Consider the following 18,956-nt stretch of genomic DNA (forward strand, 5'->3'; position numbering starts at 1 on the left):
GGAATCCTTAAAGACATGAGCGACCTAGAACTCGACCCGCAAGCCCTGCAACAGGAAGAAAACTCCCTGATCGCCCTGCGCAAGGAAAAGCTTGCTGCCGAGCGCGCCAAGGGCCAGGCCTTCCCCAACGACTTCCGCCGCGACGCCTACTGCGACGTCTTGCAGAAGCAGTATGCGGACAAGACCAAGGAAGAGCTGGCCGAGGCCGCGATTCCAGTCAAGGTGGCCGGTCGTATCATGCTCAATCGTGGTTCGTTCATGGTGATCCAGGACATGACCGGGCGCATCCAGGTCTACGTCAACCGCAAGACCCTGCCGGAAGAAACCCTGGCCGCCGTCAAGACCTGGGACCTGGGCGACATCATTGCCGCCGAAGGCACCCTGGCCCGTTCCGGCAAGGGCGACCTGTACGTCGAGATGACCAGCGTGCGCCTGCTGACCAAGTCCCTGCGCCCGCTGCCGGACAAGCACCACGGCCTGACCGACACCGAGCAGCGCTATCGCCAGCGCTACGTCGACCTGATCGTCAACGAAGACGTGCGCCAGACGTTCCGCGTGCGCTCGCAAGTCATCGCCCACATCCGCAGCTTCCTGATGAAGCGTGACTTCCTGGAAGTCGAGACGCCGATGCTGCAGACCATCCCAGGCGGTGCGGCGGCCAAGCCGTTCGAAACCCACCACAATGCCCTGGACATGGAAATGTTCCTGCGCATCGCGCCGGAGCTGTACCTCAAGCGGCTGGTAGTCGGCGGGTTCGAGAAAGTCTTCGAGATCAACCGCAACTTCCGTAACGAAGGCGTTTCGACCCGGCACAACCCCGAGTTCACCATGCTCGAGTTCTACCAGGCCTACGCCGACTACGAAGACAACATGGACCTGACCGAGGAACTGTTCCGCGAGCTGGCGCAGTTGGTCCTGGGCAGCACCGACGTGCCGTACGGCGACAAGGTGTTCCACTTCGGAGAGCCGTTCGTGCGCCTGTCGGTGTTCGACTCGATCCTCAAGTACAACCCTGAACTGACGGCCGATGACCTGAACGACATCGACAAGGCCCGCGCCATCGCCAAGAAGGCCGGCGCCAAGGTGCTCGGCTTCGAAGGCCTGGGCAAGCTGCAAGTGATGATTTTCGAAGAACTGGTCGAGCACAAGCTGGAACAGCCGCACTTCATCACCCAGTACCCGTTCGAAGTGTCGCCGTTGGCCCGTCGCAACGACGAGAACCCAAGCGTGACCGACCGTTTCGAGCTGTTCATCGGTGGTCGTGAAATCGCCAACGCCTATTCCGAGCTCAACGATGCCGAAGACCAGGCCGAGCGCTTCATGGCCCAGGTGGCCGACAAGGACGCCGGCGACGACGAAGCCATGCACTACGATGCCGACTTCGTGCGCGCCCTGGAGTACGGCATGCCGCCGACCGCCGGCGAGGGCATCGGCATCGATCGCCTGGTGATGTTGTTGACCAACTCACCGTCGATCCGGGATGTGATCCTCTTCCCGCATATGCGGCCTCAAGCGTAAGTGCTTCAAATAAAAAGCCGCCTGGAAGGGCGGCTTTTTATTGCCTGTCTGGTACAAACGTATCAAATGGTTACTTTTTCAAAGAGCGAGGAAGACCTGTCGTGAATCGTGCAATGGCTTCAGAAGGTGCAGCGGGCGTCGCCACGGCTGTCGCTGAAAGTGTTCAGTACCAGGGCCGCAAGGCCAGCCGACAGGGCAGTGAGCAGCGTCGCCAGGAGATTCTCGATGCGGCCATGCGCATTGTCGTGCGCGATGGCGTGCGTGCGGTGCGTCACCGCGCGGTGGCCGCTGAAGCGGGCGTGCCGCTGTCGGCCACCACGTACTATTTCAAGGACATCGATGACCTGCTCACCGACACCTTCGCCCAGTACGTGGAGCGCAGCGCGGCATTCATGGCCAAGCTGTGGACCAACAACGAAGGCCTGCTGCGGGAAATGGTCGCCTACGGTGACGGCAGCCCCCAATCGCGCTCGCAACTGGCGGACGACATTGCCCGGATGACCGCCGACTATGTGCGGCATCAACTGGACAGCCGTCGCGAATACCTGATGGCCGAGCAGGCCTTTCGCCAGGAAGCCCTGCTCAACCCGCGCCTGGCGGAGTTGGTGCGTTCCCACCAGCAAATTTTGCTGCATGGCACGTGTCAGTTTTTCCAGGTATTAGGCTCCCGCGAGCCGCAACAGGATGCCAAAGTGTTGACGGCGATTATCGGACGGATGGAATATCAGGGCTTGCTCAATGGCGCCGAGCCGGTAGCCGATGAAGATATGCTCGGCATCCTGACCCGCTACATGCACTTGGTACTGGCGTCGGTGTAGTCCCTTGTGGGAGTAGGCTATGTGGGAGCAAAGCTTGCTCGCGATGAACGATAACGCGGTCCCTTGATAGACCGAGGTGTCTTCATCGCGAGCAAGCTGTGCTCCCACACATACAGCTGCTCCCATATGTAAGGATGAGGCGCTGTGCCATAGGGAGTTCAAATGAAAGCCTGGCGTGCCGTTGTATTGGCCGTGTCGTTGCTGCTGCTCAGTGGCTGCCTGGTGTCGTTCAAGGCGCCGTTGCCTGACAGCGAGGCCGCACCCGCGGGCCTGCTCGGCCACTGGACCAGCACCAATGCCTGGGGCGAACCGTTGAACCTGGAGCTGACGCAGGTTGGCAAGCACCGCTACCAGGCCATCAGCTACTTCAGGGCCAAGCCCCATGAGCGCGAAGCCATTCCCCTGACCGTCTCCCGCCACGGCAGCCGCTGGTACCTGTCGGCCAAGGTGCCGGCCCGCTATGGTGGACATTTCCTGATCGCCGGTTTCGAATTGACCGATAAACAGGAACTGGTGGTCTACAACCTCGACCTGGAGCAGATCAACCAGGCCATCGGCCAGAAGATCCTCAGCGGCCAGCCGAACCAGAGCGAGGAGGGCGACGGCGTGTTGGTGGACAGCGACATGAACAAGGTTTTCAGCTACCTCGACGACCCGGCCAATTCCGATGTGTTCTCGGAAGCCGTGCGTTACCAGCGACTGGCCAAATCCCAATAATTGCTACAAGCGGACGTTTTTTCACAGGAGTTCCGGGTGGACGATTACCAGCAGACGATACGCACCTTGTCCGATCGCATAGTGCTGGCGCAAACGCCGATCCGCATCCTCGACGCGGTGAAGTGGGACGAGAACATCCGCAAGGGTTTTCTCAAGGCCAAGGGCAAGGAAATGCCTGCGGTGGATCGCGACTATTACCTCAACCGGCCACTGTCCTTCGATTCCAGCAAGGTGAAGCTGGAGTTCCAGAACATCGAGCGTGACATCACCCGCCAACTGGGGCAGTTCAACCCGGTTGGCCAGATCATGCGCCGCATGTGCAAGGAGTACCGCATGGTGGTGCGCATGCTCGAAGCACGCGGCACCGAGGATTTCGGGCTGATTTCCCAGGAGTTGTACGGCGCTGCTTCCGACGCCTTTCATGCTGGCGACCCGACCCTGGCGGACTTGGGCCTGATGCTGTCCGACTACCTGAACAACATCGATGGTCGCGGCGACCTGAAGGATGAGCCGAAGATTCTCACCGCCAAGGACGCCGTCAGCCTGTTGCAACATCGCCTCAACCGGGTGTTCGGCGAAGCCGAGGAAACCATCCGGGTGTTCGAGTCCGATGGCATCGTGGCCGATGCGGCGGCGGGCGCGGACTACATCAAGATCCGCACCGATGCGATGTTCAACGACCGCGATGTGCGGGCGCTGGAGGTCCACGAAGGGCTGGTGCACGTCGGCACCACCCTCAACGGCCTGAACCAGCCGATCTGCACCTTCCTGTCCAAGGGGCCGCCCTCGTCCACGGTGACCCAGGAAGGCCTGGCGATCCTGATGGAAATCATCACCTTCGCCTCCTACCCGAGCCGCCTGCGCAAACTGACCAACCGCACCCGGGCCATTCACATGGTGGAGGAGGGCGCCGATTTCCTGCAGATCTTCGAGTTCTTCCGCGAGCAGGGGTTTGAAATGGCCGAAAGCTACGGCAACGCTAGCCGGGTGTTCCGTGGCTCTGTGCCGACCGGGCTGCCATTCACCAAAGACTTGTCCTACCTCAAGGGCTTCATCATGGTTTACAACTACATTCAGCTGGCCGTGCGCAAAGGCAAGCTGGAGCAGGTGCCGCTGCTGTTCTGTGGCAAGACCACCCTTGAGGACATGCGCACGTTGCGCCAGTTGGTGGACGAAGGCCTGGTGGTACCGCCCAAGTACCTGCCCGAGCAATTCCGCGACATGAACGCCCTGTCGGCCTGGATGTGTTTCTCCAACTTCCTGAACCACCTGAGCCTGGATCGGATCGAAGCGGATTATTCCAATATCCTTTAATCACAACACCCACCCCTTGTGGGAGCGAGCTTGCTCGCGATAGCGTCAGTACAGTCAATACCGCTGTGACTGATCCGCCGCTATCGCGAGCAAGCTCGCTCCCACAGGGGGCTGTGTATAACTTCTGATTTTTGCGAGGCTTCACCGGATGCGAACCCTCGGCATCATCTGCCTGCTGCTGGCCCTGAGCGGTTGCAGCTCACTGCTGTTCTACCCCGAACGCGGCCTGCCGTTTACCCCGGAGCGGGCCAAGCTGGAGTACCGCGACGTCACCCTGACCACCGCTGACGGCCTGAAGCTGCGGGGCTGGTGGCTGCCGGTCAAACCCGGCGTGGAGGTCAAGGGCACGGTGCTGCACTTGCACGGCAACGGCGGCAACCTCGCTTGGCATCTGGGCGGAAGCTGGTGGTTGCCGGAGCAGGGTTACCAGGTGTTGATGGTCGACTACCGGGGTTATGGCCTGTCCGAAGGCGAGCCGAGCCTGCCGGCGATTTATCAGGACATCGACGCCGCGTTCCAATGGCTCGACCAGTCGCCCGAGGTCCAGGGCAAACCGCTGGTGCTGCTCGGCCAGAGCCTGGGCGGTGCGCTGGCGGTGCATTACCTGGTCGAACATCCCCAGCGCCAACGGCAGCTCAAGGCCCTGGTGCTCGATGGCGTGCCCGCCAGCTACCGCGACGTCGGGCGTTTTGCCCTGAGTACCTCGTGGCTGACTTGGCCGTTCCAGGTGCCATTGTCCTGGCTGGTGCCAGACGGTGACAGCGCGATCAGTTCCGTGGCGCAATTGAATGGTGTGCCGAAATTGATCTACCACAGCCTGGACGACCCCATCGTGCCTCTTTCCAATGGCATCCGCCTGTATCAAGCTGCGCCGCCACCGCGGGTTCTGCAATTGACGCGCGGCGGTCATGTGCAGACATTCGCCGACCCGACCTGGCGCACCGTGATGCTGCGCTACCTCGACGACCCCCAGCATTTTGATGGCCTGCGCCGCCTGGGCGAAGTCCCGAACTACCCGAAATCACCCGTTGAATCACCAGAGAACCCGCAATGAGCGAAGAACGTAACGCTATCCCCCTGATTATCACCGGTATCTGCAGCATCCTCGGCACCGTCGGGGTGCTGTGGTACTACGGCTACCTGCACTTCGCCAAGCCCGAGGACGCGTTGCTGCTCAACCAATTCACCATGCTCAAGACCGTGCCGGGGGAGGACTACAAGGTATCCCTGGAACCGGCCCCCCAGGTCGCCCAATGCATCGACGGTGTGCTGGTGTTGTTCGACACCGAGCAGAAAGGCCTGACCGGTGTGCTGATCAACGAGAAGAAACGCGCGGTGCGCTGCATGGGCCAGGAGACGCCGCAGACGCTTCAGCCATAATCCAATCCCAAGGACACCACCATTCCCTGTGGGAGCGAGCTTGCTCGCGATAGCGGTGGATCAGTCAACGCCTATGTCGACTGACCTGCCGCCATCGCGAGCAAGCTCGCTCCCACAGGGAATGTGTACAGCCAAGTCTATTCGTCCATGAAAAAGCCCCGCCTGACGAAATCAGGCGGGGCTTTTTTGTTTCATTCAGCCGATCAGTTGGCGCTCATGGTCGAGCGCGGCGCTACTGGCTGGTTGTCGTTGGAGATGGTCACTTCCACGCGACGGTTCATGGCACGGCCCGAGACGCTGGTGTTGTCGGCCACCGGGAATTCCTTGCCGTAACCCTGGGTCACGATACGAGCCGGGTCGACGCCCATCTTCACCAGCGCGAGTTGCACGGAGCCGGCGCGACGCTCGGACAGCGACTGGTTGTAGGAATCCGAACCGGTGCTGTCGGTGTAGCCTTCGACGATCACTTTGCGGTCGGGGTTTTCCTGGAGGAACTGCGCCAGTTTGCTCACATTGGTCATGCCGCTGGCGCGCAGCTCGGACTTGTTGGTGGCAAACAGCACGTCGCCGAAGGTCACCAGCGTACCGCGTTCGGTCTGCTTGGCATTCAGGCTGTCCTGCAGTTGCTTGATCTGCGCGTTGCGTGCGTCGAGCAGCGCACGGGCGCGTTCGTCGCCAGCGTTTTTCAGTTCGGCTTCGGCGTTGCGCAGGGCGATGGTCTGCTTGGCCACTTCTACGCGCTGGTTGGTCAGGTAGGCCAACTGGTCGACCTTGGCTTCGTCTTCCTTGTCCATGTAGGCCTTGTCGGCCTTGGCCAGGAAGTCCGCCGCGTCTTTGGTTTCCAGGGCCGCCACTTTAGTCGCCGCCGGGTCGGCCTGCAGGCCGTTGTAGTTGGTGCGAGCCTGTTCCAGGTTCGCGTTCGGGTCATGGGAGCAAGCGGCCAGGGCTACGCAGGCAGCGAGCAGGGCGGGCATCATCAAGTGTTTGTGCATCATAGTCTGTCGTCCTTTTATCAATGAGAAGTACGTCGTGGCGTGAACGCTTTACTGAACCTTGTTCATGCCTTCCTGACGCAGTTCCTGAACCCCTTTCTGAGAATCCTTGAGTGCTTGTTCAGCCTTGGCGGCCTGGGCCTTGCGCTCGGCGACGCGGGCGTCCCACTCGGCCTGTTCGGCCAGTCGCTTGGCTTCGTCGTACTTCTTGTCATGCATGGCGATTTCGGCTTGCTTGAGCTTGTCCTGGGCCGACTTCATTTCCACAGCAGCGAATTCGGTACCGCCGGCGCTGACGGCGCTGTTGACCGCCGATTGGGTCACCGCGTACTGCTCCGACGGTGGATTACCGGCGCAACCGGCGAGAATGAAGCTGCTACCGAGCGCCAGGGCAGCCAACTTCAAGCCGCGCAGGCCAGTGGATGAGGGTTTGGCAGTGCAGGTATTCATAGGCTTCAACTCCATTGGAAAACTCCTGAAAAAACGACAAATCCATGCTGGGACCGAAACCGTGACGTCTGGTTTGGCGTTGGCGCCAAGGCGCGTTTATTTAAACAACCGTTCCAGTATGGTTACTCGGTGTGACCCGAGCCGTTTTTCAAAAGTTCAGCGAAGATGGCCATTCGCCAAAAGAATTACTGACTGATCGGTCAATGACAGAAAAGCTGAACTTTCAAGGCGCGCAGCGGTATCTCGGCGCGGGTGTAAAAGACCCCGCGCCGGAAAACCGCAAGCTGGAATGAAAGGAAATCAGTGTTTGGATTTGTCGTTCTGCGAGGAAAGTTCATGCAGATGCCGACGGGACAACGCGAGAAATCTCGGGGTCGGGCCCACGTCTTCGTACAGCGGGTCACCTTCTTCATCGGTGGCGACGACTTGCGAACCCTTGATGTAGGGAAAGCTGGCTTCCAGCTCCTCCAGCGCCGCCCCGATCAGCTCGCCCAGCAGCTCCTCGGGCTGGCGCTTGGGGTACATGTCGCAGATCGCTGCCAGGCGGGCTGCGGCTTCCACGTCCAGATGGACCGTGTAGCCGGTCTGGGTCAGGCGGCCCTTGGCGTTTTCTTCCCAATGCTGGGCAAGCTCACGAATTTTCATGATGACCTCAATCAGCCTGCTCGTGGCAGGCGCGGTGAGTGACAAGCCGTTGTGTGGCTTACTCATGAGACTAGCTTTGTTGGACAAGGTTTAAAGTCCCTTCGTCGCTTGTCATAAGCGGCGGGCATCGGCACTCTCTAAGCCAAGAGCTGTCCGGACTTTTTTGCTGGAGAAATGCTGATGACCGATATCGATGCCCGCTTGCGCGAGGATGTCCACCTGCTCGGCGAACTGCTGGGCAATACCATCCGCGAACAGTACGGGGACACGTTTCTCGACAAGATCGAGCAGATCCGCAAGGGGGCCAAGGCTGACCGACGCGGTTCCGTGGATGCCGAACTCAGCGCCAGCCTCAACCAACTGAGCGAGGACGAATTGCTGCCGGTGGCGCGTGCGTTCAACCAGTTTCTCAACCTCGCCAATATCGCCGAGCAGTACCAACTGATCCACCGCCGGGAAGAGTCGCAACCGGCGCCCTTCGAGGCACGGGTGCTGCCCGAACTGCTCGCCCGGTTGCGGGCCGAGGGCCATGGCGCCGAGGCCCTGGCCCGGCAGTTGGGACGGCTGGAGATCGAGCTGGTCCTCACCGCCCACCCCACGGAAGTGGCCCGCCGTACGCTGATCCAGAAATACGACGCCATCGCCGCGCAACTGGCGGCCCAGGATCACCGCGACCTGACCAGCGCCGAGCGCGCGCAGATTCACGAACGCCTGCAGCGCTTGATCGCCGAAGCCTGGCACACCGAAGAAATCCGCCGCACCCGGCCGACCCCGGTGGACGAGGCCAAATGGGGTTTCGCGGTGATCGAGCATTCGCTGTGGCAGGCCATTCCCAATTACCTCCGCAAGGCCGACCAGGCCCTGCATGCCGCCACCGGCTTGCGCCTGCCCCTGGAAGCTGCGCCGATCCGCTTTGCCTCGTGGATGGGCGGCGACCGTGACGGCAACCCGAATGTCACCGCCGCCGTGACCCGCGAGGTGCTGTTGCTGGCGCGGTGGATGGCGGCGGACCTGTACCTGCGTGACGTCGACCAACTGGCGGCCGAGCTGTCCATGCAAAACGCCAGCGAGGCCTTGCGTGCCCAGGCCGGCGACAGCGCCGAACCGTATCGCGCCGTGCTCAAGCAACTGCGTGAACGCCTGCGCGCCACCCGCAACTGGGCGCACGCCTCCTTGAGTGCTGCCACGCCACCCAGCGCCGAGGTGTTGCAGCACAACCGCGAACTGCTGGACCCCCTGGAGCTGTGCTATCACTCGTTGCACGAGTGCGGCATGGGCGTGATTGCCGACGGGCCGTTAATCGATTGCCTACGTCGGGCGGTGACCTTTGGCTTGTTCCTGGTGCGCCTCGATGTGCGCCAGGACTCGACGCGCCATAGCGCCGCCATGACGGAAATAACCGATTACCTGGGCCTGGGGCGCTATGAGGATTGGAACGAGGAGCAGCGCATCAGCTTCCTGCTCGAGGAACTGAACAACCGACGTCCGCTGCTGCCGGCCCATTTCAAGCCCTCGGCCGACACGGCGGAAGTGTTGGCGACATGCCGGGAAGTGGCGGCGGCGCCGGCGGCGTCCTTGGGTTCCTACGTGATCTCCATGGCCGGCGCGGCTTCCGATGTCCTCGCCGTGCAGCTGTTGTTGAAGGACGCTGGCGTGTTGCGGCCGATGCGGGTAGTGCCGCTGTTCGAGACCCTGGCCGACCTGGACAACGCCGGGCCGGTGATCGAGCGGTTGTTGCTGCTGCCGGGCTATCGTTCGCGGCTGCAAGGCCCGCAGGAAGTGATGATCGGCTATTCCGATTCGGCCAAGGATGCCGGCACCACGGCGGCGGCCTGGGCGCAGTATCGGGCCCAGGAGCGGTTAGTGGACATTTGCCGCGAGCAGCAAGTCGAACTGCTGCTGTTCCACGGTCGTGGTGGCACCGTGGGCCGTGGTGGCGGTCCGGCGCACGCGGCGATCCTGTCCCAGCCACCGGGTTCGGTGGCCGGGCGTTTCCGCACCACCGAGCAAGGTGAAATGATTCGTTTCAAATTCGGCCTGCCGGACATCGCCGAACAGAACCTAAATCTGTACCTCGCCGCGGTGCTTGAAGCGACGTTGCTGCCACCGCCGCCACCCACGCCGCAGTGGCGGGACTTGATGGACGAACTGGCGGCCGACGGCGTCAGTGCCTACCGTGCCGTGGTGCGGGAAAACCCGCAATTCGTCGAGTACTTCCGCCAGTCCACCCCTGAGCAGGAACTCGGGCGCCTACCCCTGGGCAGCCGTCCGGCCAAGCGTCGCGCCGGGGGCATCGAAAGCCTGCGGGCCATCCCGTGGATCTTCGGCTGGACCCAGACCCGCCTGATGCTGCCGGCCTGGCTCGGCTGGGAAACCGCACTGAGCAAGGCCCTGGAGCGCGGCGAAGGGGAGTTGCTGGGGCAGATGCGCGAGCAATGGCCGTTCTTCCGGACCCGCATCGATATGCTGGAGATGGTGCTGGCCAAGGCTGACGCCGATATCGCGCGCTCTTACGACGAGCGTTTGGTGGAACCTGAGCTGTTGCCTTTGGGTGCGCATTTACGCGACCTATTGTCGCAGGCGTGCTCGGTGGTCCTTGGCTTGACCGGCCAGTCGCAGCTACTGGCACATAGCCCAGCCACGCTGGAATTCATTCGCCTGCGCAACACCTACCTCGACCCGTTGCACCTGTTGCAGGCCGAACTGTTGGCGCGCTCGCGGCAGCAGGATGTGGCCCAGGGCAGCCCCGTGGAACAGGCGTTGCTGGTGTCTGTGGCGGGGATTGCCGCCGGTTTGCGCAATACCGGCTAACATCAGGCGACGCAGCGAAACGGCTCGCCCGGCGTTCCCGGGCGTTGTCCGCTGGGGGAGGGGGCAGGTCGAGCAGGCGACAGTTTGTTGTTCGGTTGCGACGCTCGCCACCCCCTCCGAAGGTCGCATCGGGCGCGGGTTCCTCCGACTTTCGGCGGCTTGTGTGGGTCGGGCCTGCTGTGTATCTTGATCAGCCTTTGGCCGTTTGGGCGGTCACGATCCAGTTTTTCGAAGATTGGCCCCACGAGGCGAATCCGAGCGTTTTACATAAAAAAATTGAGGAGCACATCGATGCGCGTCATTCTGCTGGGAGCTCCCGGGGCCGGTAAAGGTACTCAGGCAAAGTTCATCACCGAAAAATTCGGTATCCCGCAAATCTCCACTGGCGACATGCTGCGTGCCGCGGTCAAGGCGGGCACGCCACTGGGCGTTCAAGCCAAGAGCATCATGGATGCCGGTGGCCTGGTGTCGGATGACCTGATCATCGCCCTGGTCAAGGATCGCATCGCTCAACCCGATTGCGCCAATGGCTTCCTGTTCGATGGCTTCCCGCGCACCATTCCCCAGGCTGAAGCCCTGGTGACGGCTGGTGTGGAGCTCGATCATGTGGTTGAAATCGCGGTCGACGACGAAGAGATCGTCCAGCGCATTGCTGGTCGTCGCGTCCACGAACCGTCCGGTCGGGTTTACCACACCGTCTACAATCCGCCAAAAATTGCCGGCAAGGACGATGTCACCGGTGAAGACCTGGTGCAGCGCAAGGACGACACCGAAGAAACCGTGCGTCATCGCCTGTCGGTCTACCATTCCCAGACCAAGCCGCTGGTGGCGTTCTACCAGAATCTGTCCGCTGCCCACGGCAAGCCGACGTACAGCCACATCCCGGGCGTCGGCTCGGTCGATGCGATCACCGGCAAGGTGCTTGAAGCGCTGAGCTGAAAAGTCTGATCAGATGCATCAACTACGGCCCGCTTGCGGGCCGTAGTTGTTTATACTGGCGCACTTTTTTCCCCACCTGATTTACGGACACATCGATGAGCACCTTGCTGGCCCTGGACACCGCGACTGAAGCTTGCTCCGTCGCCTTGCTGCACGACGGCAAGGTCACGAGCCATTACGAGGTGATCCCACGCCTGCATGCGCAGAAACTGTTGCCGATGATCCAGCAACTGCTCAGCGACGCCGGGACGACCTTGCAGGCGGTGGACGCGATTGCCTTCGGGCGCGGGCCGGGGGCGTTTACGGGGGTGCGCATCGCCATCGGCGTGGTGCAGGGGTTGGCATTTGCCTTGGAGCGGCCGGTGTTGCCGGTGTCGAACCTGGCGGTGCTGGCCCAGCGCGCCTTGCGCGAACAGGGCGCCCGCCAGGTCGCCGCAGCCATCGATGCGCGCATGGACGAGGTGTACTGGGGCTGCTATCGCGAAACTGACGGCGAGATGCGCCTGGTGGGTGCCGAGGCGGTATTGCCACCCGAGGCCGCGGCGTTGCCAAGCGGGGCCGACGGTGACTGGTTCGGCGCTGGTACCGGTTGGGGTTACGGCGAGCGCATCGGTGTCAGCCTCATCGGCCAGGACGCCTCAATGCTGCCTCATGCCGAAGACCTGCTGGCCCTGGCCCGCTTCGCCTGGGAACGCGGCGAAGCCATCCCGGCGGACGATGCGCAGCCGGTGTACCTGCGGGACAAGGTCGCAACGCCGAAATCCGAGCGGTAAAAACCTCACCCCATTCTCAAGTGAGCACAATTGTGGCGAGGGGATTTATCCCCGCTCGAGTGCGCAGCACTCGCCAGATCAGTGGCTGACACAACAATGTCGGGGGGCGCTGCGCGCCCAGCGGGGATAAATCCCCTCGCCACAAAGGCATTTCCCCAAGCTTCCAAGTCTGTCGCTCAGCATAGTTTGCCTCCCTCGCAAAAGTCATTCGCATCTCAAAAAGTCACACCCAATATTGCCAGTCGTCACTTTTTCAGCCCGTTTTTAAACCTTTTCGACTTTATGTGCTCTAGTTATCACTTGCGCATTTGCGCGGCTGCAAAAGTGCCGCTAAATTGCCATCATTGATACCGAGCATTCTGTTATGCGTATAGACGGCGTTTCATCCCAGTCCTACCCCATCAAGCGTCGGCCTCGTGCGGGTAAAGCCACCGAGCCGGAAAACTTCGATGACATCGATGGCGAACTGGAATTTCCGTCTGAAGAGCAACTGGCTGCCCGCGCCGCCAAAGCCTCCGCGCAACGCCTGAGCAATCTCCCCGCCCGTCAGCAAGACATGCTTTATCACCGCGCGATGAGTCGCAGTGTCGCCACGGCCCTGGCGAGCTACCTGAGCACCGCCGGTTTCGTCGATTGGGATATGGAAGTGCTGGGACTCGATCTCTACATCTGATGGTCTTGCCTTACTACCTGGGCTGTCCGTCCTGGAGCGAAAACGCCTGGCGCGATTACCTCTATCCTCAAGACGCCAAAAGCACCGACTTTCTCAACCTCTATTCCCAAGTGTTCAATGCCGTGGAAGGCAATACGACGTTCTATGCCAGCCCGTCTGCGGCCACGGTCCAGCGCTGGGCCGAAATCATGCCCGAACACTTTCGCTTCACCGCCAAGTTCCCCGGTGACATCAGCCACAATGGCGACTTGCGTGAACGCTTGACGGCCACCGAAACCTTCCTGCAACTGCTCAGCCCCTTGGGCGAGCGCGTCGCGCCGTACTGGCTGCAACTGTCCAAGGCCTTCACCCCGAATCGGTTAGCGGAACTGGCAGGGTTCATCGACGCCTTGCAGCGCCCCCTGGCCGTGGAGGTGCGTCACGATGAGTTCTTTGCCAAGGGCGACGCCGAGCGACGCCTCAATCGGCTGTTGCTCGATCGCGGCGTCGAACGCATCTGCCTCGACCCCCGGGCCTTGTTCAGTTGTACCTCCCCTGATCCTGCCGTGCTTCACGCCCAATCGAAAAAGCCCCGTGTGCCGCCTCGGCCTGCGGCATTCACCCAATGTCCGCAAGTGCGCTTCATCGGCCATCCGGTGCTGGAAGCCAACGAGCCGTTCCTGACACCGTGGGTGGAGAAAGTCGCCGCGTGGATCGAAGAAGGGCGCACGCCGTATATCTTCCTGCACACCGCCGACAACCGGCTGGCGGCCAGGCTCGCGCAACGCTTTCACGAGCGTTTGATGAGTCGATTGCCTGGCTTGCCGGCCCTGCCTGCGCTATATAGAGAGCCCGCCGCCGAGCAACTGGGTTTGCTCTGAGGCCCACTCCCTCTCTGCTCAGGAGCGAACAACATGGAAGCGCAAATCCGTCGAGCCCAGGCGTTCAAAGCCTTGCACGAACGCGAAGGGGCTTTTGTCATTCCCAACCCGTGGGATGCCGGTTCGGCCAAGATGCTCGCCAGCCTTGGTTTTGAAGCCTTGGCGACCACCAGCGCCGGGCACGCCTTTTCCTTAGGCCGACCCGATGGCGCCCTGGGCCTGGATGACACCCTGGCTAACGTACGGGCGATTGTGGCGGCCACTGACTTGCCAGTGGCGGTCGATCTGGAGAACGGTTTTGCCGATGCCCCCGAGGACTGCGCGCGCAATTTGCTCCGTGCAGCGGAGGCCGGTGCGGTGGGAGGCTCGATCGAGGATGCCACGGGGCGCGAAGACAGCCCGATCTATTGCTTCGACCACGCCGTGGCGCGGGTCAAGGCTGCCGCCGAGGCCGTGCGCAGCTTGCCGTATCCTTTCCTGCTGACGGCCCGGGCGGAAAACTTCCTGCACGGCAATCCGGACTTGGACGACACCCTTCGCCGCCTGAAGGCCTTCGCGGATGCCGGCGCCGACGTGTTGTACGCCCCGGGGCTGAGCAGCGCCGAGCAAGTGCTCGCCGTGGTGCAGGCCGTGGCGCCGAAACCGGTGAACGTGCTGATGTCCGGGGCGCTGGACCTGACCGTCGCGCAGTTGAGCGAGTTGGGCGTCAAGCGCATCAGCGTCGGATCGGCGCTGGCCCTGGCCGCGTATGGCGAGTTCTTCCGCGCCGCCGAGGAAATCCAGGAGCAGGGCACGTTCACCTTCACGCGCCGCTCGATGCCGTTCAAGCAGGCCAACCAATTATTCAAGGGTTGATGCCCGAGGCAACATCGTGCGGTTTTTGAAAGTTCTTGCGGTCGTGGCAGTGCTCATTGGCGTTGCCGTACTGGGCGTGTGGCGCGGCTGGGTGGCGCTGCCGCCCCAATGGAATCCATGGGCGCCGTTGGACGTCAATCTTGCGCCCAACCTGCTGACCCGCTTCAAGCTCATGGCCCTGCGCAACGACCCGCAGCTGTGCGATCAGGCCCTCGCCACTTCGGGGCTGCGTACCGCTCGCCAGGCCGACAGCGGCGCCAATACGACGTGCCCGTTGACCAACGTGTTGAGGGTGCAGGGCGGTGAGGTGGCGTTGAGTAGCAGTTTCCTCGCCAGTTGCCCCCTGGCAGTGGCGTTCGCGCTGTTCGAGCGCCATGGTTTGCAGCCGGCGGCAATGGCGGTCTACGGGCAGAAAGTGACGCGGGTCGATCACCTTGGCAGTTTCGCCTGCCGCAACATGTACGGGCGTGAGAGCGGTGCGCGCAGTCAGCACGCCACCGCCAGCGCGCTGGACATCGCCGGGTTCCGCCTGGCCGATGGGCGCACGATCAGCGTCCTGAGGGACTGGCCCAAGGACAATGCCAATGCGCGCTTTCTGCGCCAGGCCCGGGATGGCGCCTGCGATATGTTCAGTGTGGTCTTGAGTCCGGATTACAACGAGGCACACCGCAACCATTTTCATCTGGATGTGGGGCCATGGTGGATCTGTCGTTGATTTGGTATCAGGCGGCGATGCGCAGGTTCTGCAGCACGATTGGACGTGCCCAGCGGGTATCGAAGTCCAGTTGTTTCTGCTGTGCCACCAATTCCTCTTCCGGGAACGGTGGAAACGGTTTGTCCAGCAGGTCGAGTTCGAACTCGGCGATTGGCAGGTGCAATGGGCGCGGTTGCGGTGCTGGGCCGGGTTCCGGCAGCGGTTGGCCGGCGGTGAGGACGAGTGGGCGAACCCAGTTGCTCTCGAAGGTCTGCTGCTTTTGCTGGGCGGCAATCTCTTCCGCTGGGAACGGCGGGAAGGGCTTGTCCAGCAGGTCGAGTTCGAATTCGGCGATGGGCAGGAACAGCGGCTCAGGCGGCTTGACCGGTGTTTCGGTTACTTCGCAGGTGCGCTGGCTGACGATGTGCGCCAGCAGCTCGGCGCCGAGGGTCGGTTCAACGGCCTCATCGAGCGGCACTGGCTGGTAGCTGCCAGGCGCCGGTGCGTTATCACCCAGTTGATCGGCCAGGGCCCGGGCAAAAAAATCCTGCCACAGGTGACTGACGCCGCTCAGCGCTTGGGTGTTACGCAGGCTGTAATCGCCGTAAGGGGAGATAACGCCTATCGATGTGGATTGAATGTCTGACATTTTTCTCGGTCGACGCTCAGCTCTGGCAAAATGCCGTTCACCGTTGTTATCGGCCGTTTTTGCCGATCCTTAATTTTTTGAGCATGTTTCCATGAGTGAGCAACCTGCGGCCTGCCGTATCCATGTCGAGGCCCTGGCCCCGGCCTTCCAACCGCAGGCCGAGCACTGGGCCGAGCGGCTTGGCCTGCCTTTGCAAGTGGACGAGGGCGAGTTTGCCTTGCAGGTCGGCGAGCAGGGGTTGCAATTGCAGCAGTTGGGCCCGGATGCGCCAGGGCCGGTGCGCGTGGACTTCGTCGAAGGTGGCGCGGCTCATCGGCGCTTGTACGGCGGCGGCAGTGGCCAGATGATCGCCAAGGCAGTCGGCGTTGCCCAAGGCGTGCGTCCGCGGGTGCTGGATGCCACGGCCGGGTTGGGCAAGGATGCCTTTGTGCTGGCCAGCCTGGGCTGCGACATGAGCCTGATCGAGCGCCAGCCGCTGATTGGCGCCTTGCTGGAAGATGGCCTGGCCCGTGGGGCAGAGGACTTCGAGGTGGCGCCGATCGTGGCGCGCATGCGTTTGCTCAAGGGCAACTCCATCGAGGTGATGCGCAACTGGGAAGGCGAACCGCCCCAGGTGATCTACCTCGACCCGATGTTCCCTCATCGTGAGAAAACCGCCCTGGTGAAGAAGGAGATGCGTCTGTTCCGGCCCCTGGTGGGCGATGACCCGGACGCTCCGGCACTGCTCGCCGCAGCCCTGGCCCTGGCGACGCATCGGGTGGTGGTCAAGCGTCCGCGCAAGGCACCGTGCATCGAAGGGCCGAAGCCGAGCCATGGGCTCGATGGCAAATCCAGTCGCTACGACATCTACCCGAAGAAAGCGCTCAAGCCCTGATCTGTGGGAAAAGGTGTTTTGTCGGAGAAGAATGATCTGTGGGAGCAAAGCTTGCTCGCGACGAACGATGACGCGGTGTTCTGAGAGATCGCAGCGCCGCCATCGCGAGCAAGCTTTGCTCCCACAGGCCCACCTCAGTCAGAAAAAACTGTGGCTGGCCTAAGGCCGATAAGCCCGCATGAACAACCCCACCACTTCCTGCACATGAGCCTCGGCGGCTTCGGGTTCCGGGGCCGCGCCGCAGCCAGTCAACAACCGGAAATTCGCCGCGCCCTTGATCAGGCAGAAAAAGTGCTCGGCGGCATTGCGCGGTTTGTCGATGCTCAGGGCGCCGTTCTGGTTGACCTTGGTCAGCAGCCGCTCCATACCTGAGAGCATCCGCAGCGGACCAGCTTCGTAGAAAATCGTCGACAGCTTCGGGTCTTGGCTGCCCAAGGCCATGATCAGCCGATGCAGGTTCAACGATTCATCGCTGTTGATCAGTTGGTTGAACCCACGGGCAATGTTCAGCAGCACCTGCTCGATCGGAGCGCCGTCGGGCCATTCGTAAAATAGCGACGGTACCTGTTCTTCACATTTGGCCATCACGGCAGCGGAAAACAGCGTCTCCTTGTCGTTGAAATGGCTGTAGACCGTCAGCTTCGAAACCCCCGCCTCGGTGGCGACGGCGTCCATGCTGGTATTGGCATACCCCATGCTCAGGAACAGACGTTTCGCCGCGTCCAGAATGGCCTGGCGCTTGGCCAGGTCCTTAGGGCGACCAGGGCCGCTGGTGGATGAAGGATTGTTCGACATTTCTTCGCTTTAATACTGGACTGGTGAGTTTGCTATTAATAACATACTCGCCAGTATAATTATTCCAAGCACCATTAGCGAAAGGTCACTCGCCATGTTCCGCTATGCCCTGCCCCTCGCCATGCCAGTCGCCCTGGCTTTTTTATTGTCTGCGTGCGGTCATGACGAGCCGGCGGCCGTCGCCGTGCGCCCCGCCATGGTGGTCAAGCCCGAGCCTTCGGCCCAGGCGATGGACAGTTATCCTGGCGAAGTGCGGGCCCGTTTCGAGCCCGACCTGGCCTTTCGCATTGGCGGCAAAGTGAGCCGACGGTTGGTGGAAGAGGGCCAGCGGGTCAAGGCCAATCAGCCGCTGGCCGAGCTCGATCCCGAAGATGTGCGCCTGCAACTGGAAGCGACCCGTGCCCAGGTCGCCGCCGCCGAGGCCAACCTGAACCTGGTTCGTGCCGAACGTGACCGCTACAAAACCTTGATGGAGCGGCAGATGGTCAGCCGCTCCCAGTACGACAACGCCGAAAACCTTTATCGCTCCGGCACCGCACGGCTCAAGCAGATCAAGGCCGAGTTCGATGTCGCCAACAACCAGGCCAGCTATTCGGTGCTGCGTGCGCCCCAGGATGGCGTGGTGGCCCGGCGTTCGGTGGAAGTCGGGCAGGTAGTCTCGGCTGGGCAAACCGTCTTCACCCTGGCCACCGACGGCGAGCGTGAAGTACTGATCAGCCTGCCGGAGCAAGGTTTTGGCCGGTTCAAGATCGGCCAGCCGGTCTCGGTCGAACTGTGGAGCCAGCCCGACCAGCGTTTCAGCGGGCGTATCCGCGAACTGTCGCCCGCTGCCGACCCCAAGTCCCGTACCTTTGCTGCTCGCGTGGCCTTCACGGCCGGCAGCGTTCCGGCGGAGCTGGGCCAAAGCGCGCGGGTGTTTATCCAGACTGCCGACACGGTACCGCTGTCGGTGCCCTTGTCGGCCCTGACGGCTGAAAATGGCGCCACCTATGTCTGGGTGGTCAACGCCAACAACACCGTGAAAAAAGTCCCGGTGCGAGTCGGCGCCTTCGGCGAAAAAACCGTGCCGGTGCTCGAAGGCCTCAACCCCGATGACTGGGTGGTGGCGGCCGGCGTGCATGTCCTCCTCGACGGCCAGCAGGTACGGCCGGTGGATCGCTCCAACCGTGTGGTCAATCTGACGGCCAAGGAGTAATCCG

General features: G+C 62.0%; 21 protein-coding genes. 16 read left to right on the forward strand and 5 right to left on the reverse strand.

All coding sequences use genetic code 11. The features are described 5' to 3' along the window. Positions 1-15 precede the first annotated feature (15 nt). From lysS to PSH84_RS10040, 6 genes are all read left to right on the forward strand, one after another. Positions 16-1,518 (forward strand): lysine--tRNA ligase, encoded by a 1,503-nt coding sequence (gene lysS / locus PSH84_RS10015; protein ID WP_122568747.1) that lies wholly within the window; start codon positions 16-18, stop codon positions 1,516-1,518. Positions 1,519-1,619: 101 nt separating this feature from the next. Continuing rightward, positions 1,620-2,336: a TetR/AcrR family transcriptional regulator gene (locus tag PSH84_RS10020; RefSeq protein ID WP_122568746.1), complete on the forward strand. Its 717-nt coding sequence runs from the start codon at positions 1,620-1,622 to the stop codon at positions 2,334-2,336. A gap of 162 nt (positions 2,337-2,498) precedes the next feature. Next, on the forward strand, positions 2,499-3,053 hold the full coding sequence (locus PSH84_RS10025; protein ID WP_305482790.1) for a hypothetical protein: 555 nt from the start codon (positions 2,499-2,501) through the stop codon (positions 3,051-3,053). Between the two features lie 36 nt (positions 3,054-3,089). Beyond that, entirely contained in the window at positions 3,090-4,367 is a 1,278-nt protein-coding gene (locus tag PSH84_RS10030; RefSeq protein ID WP_122568744.1) for a flavohemoglobin expression-modulating QEGLA motif protein, read from the forward strand. Between the two features lie 148 nt (positions 4,368-4,515). Further along, a complete protein-coding gene (locus tag PSH84_RS10035; protein WP_122568743.1) occupies positions 4,516-5,421 on the forward strand; it encodes an alpha/beta hydrolase in 906 nt (301 codons plus the stop codon). Continuing rightward, positions 5,418-5,747 (forward strand): PA3694 family proteiin, encoded by a 330-nt coding sequence (locus PSH84_RS10040; RefSeq protein ID WP_122568742.1) that lies wholly within the window; start codon positions 5,418-5,420, stop codon positions 5,745-5,747. The genes PSH84_RS10035 and PSH84_RS10040 overlap by 4 nt, the downstream gene beginning before the upstream one ends. Positions 5,748-5,950: 203 nt before the next feature. Here PSH84_RS10040 and lptF read toward each other — a convergent pair whose 3' ends face one another. Continuing rightward, on the reverse strand, positions 5,951-6,739 hold the full coding sequence (gene lptF / locus PSH84_RS10045) for a lipotoxin F family OmpA-related lipoprotein LptF (RefSeq protein WP_122568900.1): 789 nt from the start codon (positions 6,737-6,739) through the stop codon (positions 5,951-5,953). A 51-nt stretch (positions 6,740-6,790) separates the two neighbouring features. After that, positions 6,791-7,204, reverse strand: a complete 414-nt coding sequence (locus tag PSH84_RS10050; protein WP_122568741.1) for a DUF4398 domain-containing protein — start codon at positions 7,202-7,204, stop codon at positions 6,791-6,793. 116 nt (positions 7,205-7,320) lie between these two features. On the opposite strand from PSH84_RS10050, the gene PSH84_RS10055 reads away from it, so the two are divergent. Further along, complete coding sequence (locus PSH84_RS10055; protein WP_305482792.1) at positions 7,321-7,482, forward strand: hypothetical protein; 162 nt, start codon at positions 7,321-7,323, stop codon at positions 7,480-7,482. A 7-nt stretch (positions 7,483-7,489) separates the two neighbouring features. On the opposite strand, the gene PSH84_RS10060 is transcribed toward PSH84_RS10055, so the two are convergent. After that, a complete protein-coding gene (locus tag PSH84_RS10060; protein WP_122568740.1) occupies positions 7,490-7,834 on the reverse strand; it encodes a pilin assembly protein in 345 nt (114 codons plus the stop codon). 180 nt (positions 7,835-8,014) lie between these two features. Here PSH84_RS10060 and ppc point away from each other — a divergent pair, with 180 nt between their 5' ends. The 7 genes from ppc to PSH84_RS10095 all read left to right on the forward strand — a co-directional run bounded on the left by ppc (position 8,015) and on the right by PSH84_RS10095 (position 15,460). Then, positions 8,015-10,645, forward strand: coding sequence for a phosphoenolpyruvate carboxylase (gene ppc, locus PSH84_RS10065; RefSeq protein ID WP_305482794.1), 2,631 nt, complete (start codon positions 8,015-8,017; stop codon positions 10,643-10,645). A gap of 291 nt (positions 10,646-10,936) precedes the next feature. After that, positions 10,937-11,584 carry an adenylate kinase gene (adk, locus tag PSH84_RS10070; RefSeq protein ID WP_122568738.1) on the forward strand — a complete coding sequence of 216 codons (648 nt, stop codon included), beginning with the start codon at positions 10,937-10,939 and terminating at the stop codon, positions 11,582-11,584. Between the two features lie 95 nt (positions 11,585-11,679). Then, positions 11,680-12,357 (forward strand): tRNA (adenosine(37)-N6)-threonylcarbamoyltransferase complex dimerization subunit type 1 TsaB, encoded by a 678-nt coding sequence (gene tsaB, locus PSH84_RS10075; protein WP_122568737.1) that lies wholly within the window; start codon positions 11,680-11,682, stop codon positions 12,355-12,357. A gap of 364 nt (positions 12,358-12,721) precedes the next feature. Further along, a complete protein-coding gene (locus PSH84_RS10080) occupies positions 12,722-13,030 on the forward strand; it encodes a hypothetical protein (RefSeq protein ID WP_122568735.1) in 309 nt (102 codons plus the stop codon). Next, entirely contained in the window at positions 13,030-13,890 is an 861-nt protein-coding gene (locus PSH84_RS10085; RefSeq protein WP_305469894.1) for a DUF72 domain-containing protein, read from the forward strand. The genes PSH84_RS10080 and PSH84_RS10085 overlap by 1 nt, the downstream gene beginning before the upstream one ends. 33 nt (positions 13,891-13,923) lie before the next feature. After that, on the forward strand, positions 13,924-14,745 hold the full coding sequence (locus tag PSH84_RS10090; protein WP_305469895.1) for an isocitrate lyase/PEP mutase family protein: 822 nt from the start codon (positions 13,924-13,926) through the stop codon (positions 14,743-14,745). Positions 14,746-14,761: 16 nt separating this feature from the next. After that, entirely contained in the window at positions 14,762-15,460 is a 699-nt protein-coding gene (locus tag PSH84_RS10095) for an extensin-like domain-containing protein (protein WP_122568732.1), read from the forward strand. Between the two features lie 7 nt (positions 15,461-15,467). On the opposite strand, the gene PSH84_RS10100 is transcribed toward PSH84_RS10095, so the two are convergent. Beyond that, positions 15,468-16,088, reverse strand: coding sequence for an energy transducer TonB (locus PSH84_RS10100; protein ID WP_305469897.1), 621 nt, complete (start codon positions 16,086-16,088; stop codon positions 15,468-15,470). A gap of 91 nt (positions 16,089-16,179) precedes the next feature. Here PSH84_RS10100 and PSH84_RS10105 point away from each other — a divergent pair, with 91 nt between their 5' ends. Next, a complete protein-coding gene (locus PSH84_RS10105) occupies positions 16,180-16,962 on the forward strand; it encodes a class I SAM-dependent methyltransferase (protein ID WP_122568730.1) in 783 nt (260 codons plus the stop codon). 159 nt (positions 16,963-17,121) lie between these two features. Here the strand turns inward: PSH84_RS10105 and PSH84_RS10110 are convergent, their stop codons facing one another. Continuing rightward, the gene (locus PSH84_RS10110; protein WP_305482796.1) at positions 17,122-17,757 is read right to left on the reverse strand and encodes a TetR/AcrR family transcriptional regulator; all 636 of its coding nucleotides are present in this window, start codon (positions 17,755-17,757) and stop codon (positions 17,122-17,124) included. A 94-nt stretch (positions 17,758-17,851) separates the two neighbouring features. Here PSH84_RS10110 and PSH84_RS10115 point away from each other — a divergent pair, with 94 nt between their 5' ends. Beyond that, positions 17,852-18,952 (forward strand): efflux RND transporter periplasmic adaptor subunit, encoded by a 1,101-nt coding sequence (locus PSH84_RS10115; protein ID WP_305482798.1) that lies wholly within the window; start codon positions 17,852-17,854, stop codon positions 18,950-18,952. Positions 18,953-18,956: the final 4 nt, after the last annotated feature.

Source organism: Pseudomonas beijingensis (genome assembly GCF_030687295.1).
Taxonomy (GTDB): Bacteria; Pseudomonadota; Gammaproteobacteria; order Pseudomonadales; family Pseudomonadaceae; genus Aquipseudomonas; species Aquipseudomonas beijingensis.

Bases quoted from the DNA above. Each gene is read 5' to 3' on its own strand.
- lysS (WP_122568747.1), top strand. From the start codon at position 16: ATGAGCGACCTAGAACTCGACCCGCAAGCCCTGCAACAGGAAGAAAAC.
- PSH84_RS10025 (WP_305482790.1), top strand. From the start codon at position 2,499: ATGAAAGCCTGGCGTGCCGTTGTATTGGCCGTGTCGTTGCTGCTGCTC.
- PSH84_RS10035 (WP_122568743.1), top strand. From the start codon at position 4,516: ATGCGAACCCTCGGCATCATCTGCCTGCTGCTGGCCCTGAGCGGTTGC.
- PSH84_RS10040 (WP_122568742.1), top strand. From the start codon at position 5,418: ATGAGCGAAGAACGTAACGCTATCCCCCTGATTATCACCGGTATCTGC.
- lptF (WP_122568900.1), bottom strand. From the start codon at position 6,739: ATGCACAAACACTTGATGATGCCCGCCCTGCTCGCTGCCTGCGTAGCC.
- PSH84_RS10050 (WP_122568741.1), bottom strand. From the start codon at position 7,204: ATGGAGTTGAAGCCTATGAATACCTGCACTGCCAAACCCTCATCCACT.
- PSH84_RS10060 (WP_122568740.1), bottom strand. From the start codon at position 7,834: ATGAAAATTCGTGAGCTTGCCCAGCATTGGGAAGAAAACGCCAAGGGC.
- ppc (WP_305482794.1), top strand. From the start codon at position 8,015: ATGACCGATATCGATGCCCGCTTGCGCGAGGATGTCCACCTGCTCGGC.
- adk (WP_122568738.1), top strand. From the start codon at position 10,937: ATGCGCGTCATTCTGCTGGGAGCTCCCGGGGCCGGTAAAGGTACTCAG.
- tsaB (WP_122568737.1), top strand. From the start codon at position 11,680: ATGAGCACCTTGCTGGCCCTGGACACCGCGACTGAAGCTTGCTCCGTC.
- PSH84_RS10080 (WP_122568735.1), top strand. From the start codon at position 12,722: ATGCGTATAGACGGCGTTTCATCCCAGTCCTACCCCATCAAGCGTCGG.
- PSH84_RS10085 (WP_305469894.1), top strand. From the start codon at position 13,030: ATGGTCTTGCCTTACTACCTGGGCTGTCCGTCCTGGAGCGAAAACGCC.
- PSH84_RS10090 (WP_305469895.1), top strand. From the start codon at position 13,924: ATGGAAGCGCAAATCCGTCGAGCCCAGGCGTTCAAAGCCTTGCACGAA.
- PSH84_RS10100 (WP_305469897.1), bottom strand. From the start codon at position 16,088: ATGTCAGACATTCAATCCACATCGATAGGCGTTATCTCCCCTTACGGC.
- PSH84_RS10105 (WP_122568730.1), top strand. From the start codon at position 16,180: ATGAGTGAGCAACCTGCGGCCTGCCGTATCCATGTCGAGGCCCTGGCC.
- PSH84_RS10110 (WP_305482796.1), bottom strand. From the start codon at position 17,757: ATGTCGAACAATCCTTCATCCACCAGCGGCCCTGGTCGCCCTAAGGAC.
- PSH84_RS10115 (WP_305482798.1), top strand. From the start codon at position 17,852: ATGTTCCGCTATGCCCTGCCCCTCGCCATGCCAGTCGCCCTGGCTTTT.